At 44.7% G+C, this 5909-nt stretch carries 2 tRNA genes and 3 rRNA genes; all 5 read left to right on the top strand.

The features are described 5' to 3' along the window. Window positions 1-476: 476 nt before the first annotated feature. The 5 genes from BW932_RS14000 (at window position 477) to rrf (ending at window position 5870) form a co-directional block, all read left to right on the top strand. Window positions 477-1993 (top strand): 16S ribosomal RNA (locus tag BW932_RS14000). Window positions 1994-2180: 187 nt separating this feature from the next. After that, window positions 2181-2254, top strand: a tRNA-Ile gene (locus tag BW932_RS13995). Window positions 2255-2343: 89 nt separating this feature from the next. After that, window positions 2344-2417: transfer RNA gene (locus BW932_RS13990), tRNA-Ala, on the top strand. A gap of 369 nt (window positions 2418-2786) precedes the next feature. Next, window positions 2787-5554: ribosomal RNA gene (locus BW932_RS13985) — 23S ribosomal RNA — on the top strand. Between the two features lie 208 nt (window positions 5555-5762). Next, window positions 5763-5870, top strand: a 5S ribosomal RNA gene (rrf, locus tag BW932_RS13980). The 16S, 23S and 5S rRNA genes sit together here with 2 tRNA genes alongside, the layout of an rRNA operon. Window positions 5871-5909: the final 39 nt, after the last annotated feature.

The following is a 5909-nucleotide window of genomic DNA, read 5'->3' as shown; positions in this document are numbered from 1 at the left end:
TTTAAGTATTGGAAATATTGGTAAAATATGGTTAAAAATTTGCGAGATGTTGATATAGTTTTTACATTTGCACCACTCAAAAAAAGAGTAGCGAAGAAGAGATAAGTGATTAGGATTTAGGATTGATTGTTGCGGAAATATCTTCAATAATTTTTTTTAAAATAAAGCTTGTTTATTAAAATAAAGTTTTTATCTTTGCAGTCCCAAATCGAGAGAAGCGGGGAGCGAAGTAGAGATTGATTGAATGAGAATGATACTGAGATAGGGGTTACTTAAAAAACTTTTAATTTTCTTAAAAAACATTTGGTCAATTAGAAATAATTTTATACTTTTGCAGTCGCAATTCGGGACAGAACGACAGAAAGAATTTCCGAAAAAAAAGCGATAAGAATAGAGATCATTGACATACAAATAACAACCAAAAAAGTAAGGAAAAACCAAAGCGTCAATAACTTTTGAGTGAGTCAGACAAACATACAATGGAGAGTTTGATCCTGGCTCAGGATGAACGCTAGCGGGAGGCCTAACACATGCAAGCCGAGCGGTATTTGTTCTTCGGAACAGAGAGAGCGGCGTACGGGTGCGTAACACGTGTGCAACCTACCTTTATCAGGGGAATAGCCTTTCGAAAGGAAGATTAATACTCCATAATATATTGAATGGCATCATTCGATATTGAAAACTCCGGTGGATAAAGATGGGCACGCGCAAGATTAGATAGTTGGTGAGGTAACGGCTCACCAAGTCAATGATCTTTAGGGGTCCTGAGAGGGAGATCCCCCACACTGGTACTGAGACACGGACCAGACTCCTACGGGAGGCAGCAGTGAGGAATATTGGACAATGGGTGAAAGCCTGATCCAGCCATCCCGCGTGAAGGATGACGGTCCTATGGATTGTAAACTTCTTTTGTATAGGGATAAACCTAGATACGTGTATCTAGCTGAAGGTACTATACGAATAAGCACCGGCTAACTCCGTGCCAGCAGCCGCGGTAATACGGAGGGTGCAAGCGTTATCCGGATTTATTGGGTTTAAAGGGTCCGTAGGCGGGCCGATAAGTCAGTGGTGAAATCTCATAGCTTAACTATGAAACTGCCATTGATACTGTCGGTCTTGAGTAAATTAGAGGTAGCTGGAATAAGTAGTGTAGCGGTGAAATGCATAGATATTACTTAGAACACCAATTGCGAAGGCAGGTTACCATGATTTAACTGACGCTGAGGGACGAAAGCGTGGGGAGCGAACAGGATTAGATACCCTGGTAGTCCACGCCGTAAACGATGCTAACTCGTTTTTGGGGCGCAAGCTTCAGAGACCAAGCGAAAGTGATAAGTTAGCCACCTGGGGAGTACGTTCGCAAGAATGAAACTCAAAGGAATTGACGGGGGCCCGCACAAGCGGTGGATTATGTGGTTTAATTCGATGATACGCGAGGAACCTTACCAAGGCTTAAATGGGAAATGACAGATTTAGAAATAGATCCTTCTTCGGACATTTTTCAAGGTGCTGCATGGTTGTCGTCAGCTCGTGCCGTGAGGTGTTAGGTTAAGTCCTGCAACGAGCGCAACCCCTGTCACTAGTTGCTAACATTAAGTTGAGGACTCTAGTGAGACTGCCTACGCAAGTAGAGAGGAAGGTGGGGATGACGTCAAATCATCACGGCCCTTACGCCTTGGGCCACACACGTAATACAATGGCCGGTACAGAGGGCAGCTACACAGCGATGTGATGCGAATCTCGAAAGCCGGTCTCAGTTCGGATTGGAGTCTGCAACTCGACTCTATGAAGCTGGAATCGCTAGTAATCGCGCATCAGCCATGGCGCGGTGAATACGTTCCCGGGCCTTGTACACACCGCCCGTCAAGCCATGGAAGTCTGGGGTACCTGAAGTCGGTGACCGTAAAAGGAGCTGCCTAGGGTAAAACAGGTAACTAGGGCTAAGTCGTAACAAGGTAGCCGTACCGGAAGGTGCGGCTGGAACATCTCATTTTTGAGACTCTTCGTTAGGAGAGTATAAACAAACAAAATGATACATTATTGTATCAGAGCACTTGCTCAAAGTTAGCTTTAGTTTTTTCTTATTTGGACGGTTGATTATTTAAAAATATACCCACTAGAATTAGTAGAGGGAAGAGAGATAATTAACGATTATTAATTAATAGTTATTAATTAGAGAGAGTCTCGTAGCTCAGCTGGTTAGAGCGCTACACTGATAATGTAGAGGTCGGCAGTTCGAGCCTGCCCGAGACTACTAATAATAAGACGGGAGGATGAAAGGGCCGGGAATCGAGACTTTAAAGTCTTGTATCTAGCATCTTAAATCTGAAAGTCTATACTAGAGGGGAATTAGCTCAGCTGGCTAGAGCGCCTGCCTTGCACGCAGGAGGTCAAGGGTTCGACTCCCTTATTCTCCACAACCTATATTAATATAGGAAAAAATTTGTAGCGATACAAAAAAAAATAGCTTCTTAAATGAAGCCAGAACAGAAGATATTTATTTTAAGATTACAGAATGATGCCAGAAGAGGCATGATAAGCAATAATAAGAGCTTATTAGTAGGAGCGATACCTAAATTATTCACGTATTACGACTTTAGTTTCAAAGTGACGGAAAGAGCCAAAAACAATTTCTGTTTATTAAAGGAGTAATAAGATACATGATCATTGACATTAACGATAAGAACATCACAAAGAGAAAACCGCGCACTTTCGAGTGCCGAGTTTTAAAAATATCGTTTAACAGCAATGTTAGACAAAAAATACTGAACTAATTTTATATTAGGAAAGAAATCGTTAAGGGCGTATGGCGGATGCCTAGGCTTTCAGAGGCGAAGAAGGACGTGGTAAGCTGCGAAAAGCTGCGGGGATCGGCACACACGAATTGATCCGCAGATGTCCGAATGGGGCAACCCGGCTGGTTGAAGACCAGTCACTCTGTATTTATATGGAGAGCAAACCCGGAGAACTGAAACATCTAAGTACCCGGAGGAAAAGAAATCGAAGAGATTCCGTAAGTAGCGGCGAGCGAAAGCGGATTAGCCCAAAAGTCTTTATATGTTTAGAAGAATGTTCTGGAAAGAACAGCCAAAGAGGGTGATAGCCCCGTATTTTAAAGGCATACATAGATGATAAATGAGTAGGGCGGGACACGTGAAATCCTGTTTGAATATGGGGGGACCATCCTCCAAGGCTAAATACTCCTGAAAGACCGATAGTGAACAAGTACTGTGAAGGAAAGGTGAAAAGCACTTCGAATAGAAGGGTGAAAGAGAACCTGAAACCGTACGCCTACAAGCGGTCGGAGCCCACAAGTTGGGTGACGGCGTGCCTTTTGCATAATGAGCCTACGAGTTAATTTTACTAGCGAGCTTAAGTACTTCAGGTACGGAGGCGGAGCGAAAGCGAGTCTGAATAGGGCGCTTAGTTAGTAGGATTAGACGCGAAACCTTGTGATCTACCCATGGGCAGGTTGAAGCTTTGGTAACACAAAGTGGAGGACCGAACCGGTTGACGTTGAAAAGTCTTCGGATGACTTGTGGGTAGGGGTGAAAGGCCAATCAAACTGGGAGATAGCTCGTACTCCCCGAAATGCATTTAGGTGCAGCGTTGCGATAAAGTTTATTAGAGGTAGAGCTACTGATTGGATGCGGGGGTTTCATCACCTACCAATTCCTGACAAACTCCGAATGCTAATAAATGTTCCGCAGCAGTGAGGGCATGGGTGCTAAGGTCCATGTCCGAGAGGGAAAGAACCCGGACCAACAGCTAAGGTCCCCAAATCTATACTAAGTTGAAATAACGCGGTTGAACTGCATTGACAGCTAGGATGTTGGCTTGGAAGCAGCCATTCATTTAAAGAGTGCGTAACAGCTCACTAGTCGAGCGGTTCGGCATGGATAATAATCGGGCATAAGTATAGTACCGAAGCTATGGATTTATAACTTTTGAGTTATATCTGGTAGGGGAGCATTCTGTTTGCACAGAAGCAGGGTCGTGAGGCCTTGTGGAGCGTACAGAAAAGAAAATGTAGGCATAAGTAACGATAAAGCGGGCGAGAAACCCGCTCACCGAAAGACTAAGGTTTCCTCAGCCATGCTAATCAGCTGAGGGTTAGTCGGGACCTAACGCGAACCCGAAAGGGGAAGTGGATGGACAATGGGTTAATATTCCCATACTTGCTCACACTAAAAAGGGGACGGACTGCCGTACTTACTGGAGACTGACGGAATAGTCAAGACCTAGCCTTCGGGCGAAGTTGTTGTAGGGAAAGCGGTTCCAAGAAAAGCCGAAGTGAAGCAACCCGTACCAAAACCGACACAGGTAGTCGAGGAGAGAATCCTAAGGTGCTAGAGTGAATCATGGTTAAGGAACTAGGCAAAATAGTCTCGTAACTTCGGAAGAAGAGACGCCAACAGCAATGTTGGCCGCAGTGAAGAGGCCCAGGCGACTGTTTATCAAAAACACAGGACTCTGCTAAATCGAAAGATGCTGTATAGGGTCTGACACCTGCCCGGTGCTGGAAGGTTAAGGAAGGTTGTTAGCAGCAATGCGAAGCAATTAACTGAAGCCCCAGTAAACGGCGGCCGTAACTATAACGGTCCTAAGGTAGCGAAATTCCTTGTCGGGTAAGTTCCGACCTGCACGAATGGTGTAACGATCTGGGCACTGTCTCAACCATGAGCTCTGTGAAATTGTAGTCTCGGTGAAGATGCCGAGTACCCGCAATGGGACGAAAAGACCCTGTGAACCTTTACTATAACTTCGTATTGACTTTGAATAAACAATGTGTAGGATAGGTGGGAGACTTTGAAGCTGGCACGCTAGTGTCGGTGGAGTCAACGTTGAAATACCACCCTTTGTTTATTTGGAGCCTAACTTCCTAACGGAAGGACATTGCGTGGTGGGTAGTTTGACTGGGGTGGTCGCCTCCAAAAGAGTAACGGAGGCTTTCAAAGGTACCCTCAGCACGCTTGGTAACCGTGCGTAGAGTGTAATGGCATAAGGGTGCTTGACTGTGAGACCTACAAGTCGATCAGGTGCGAAAGCAGGACATAGTGATCCGGTGGTTCCGTATGGAAGGGCCATCGCTCATAGGATAAAAGGTACTCCGGGGATAACAGGCTAGTCTCCCCCAAGAGCTCATATCGACGGGGAGGTTCGGCACCTCGATGTCGGCTCGTCACATCCTGGGGCTGGAGAAGGTCCCAAGGGTTGGGCTGTTCGCCCATTAAAGTGGCACGCGAGCTGGGTTCAGAACGTCGTGAGACAGTTCGGTCTCTATCTATTGCGGGCGTTAGATGTTTGAGAGGGCTTGAATCTAGTACGAGAGGACCGATTTGAACAAACCTCTGGTGTATCTGTTGTATTGCCAAGTGCATCGCAGAGTAGCTACGTTTGGAAAGGATAAGCACTGAAAGCATATAAGTGCGAAACCTGCCTCAAGATGAGACATCTTTTAAGGGTCGTTGGAGATGACAACGTTGATAGGCTATAGGTGTAAAGGCAGTAATGTCATAGCCGAGTAGTACTAATTACCCGTAGATTTATAGCTTAATATAGGCACTCGACAGTGCAATACGGTCTTCTCTTTGTGAACGTTTTTATCGATTTTTTTATAGTAGAATGTAAAAATTTTGATGTACAATGTATGAACGGTAATCGTAAATACATACTACATTTAACATCATTCATTTTACTTTAAATATATACCCATTACTTTGTACATTATACATATTACATTGTACAACTTTAACAACCTTTAGGGTGGTTTTAGCAGAGGGGCTCACCTGTTCCCATTCCGAACACAGAAGTTAAGCCCTCTAGCGCCGATGGTACTGCGAAAGCGGGAGAGTAGGTCGCCGCCAGTTTTTTTTAAAGCTCATCAATTTATTTTGATGAGCTTTTTT

It is taken from the genome of Kaistella chaponensis, from assembly GCF_900156725.1.
Taxonomy (GTDB): domain Bacteria; phylum Bacteroidota; class Bacteroidia; order Flavobacteriales; family Weeksellaceae; genus Kaistella; species Kaistella chaponensis.
The sequence above is the reverse complement of the archived record's forward strand: the minus strand, read 5'-3'. Positions and strand labels throughout refer to the sequence as shown.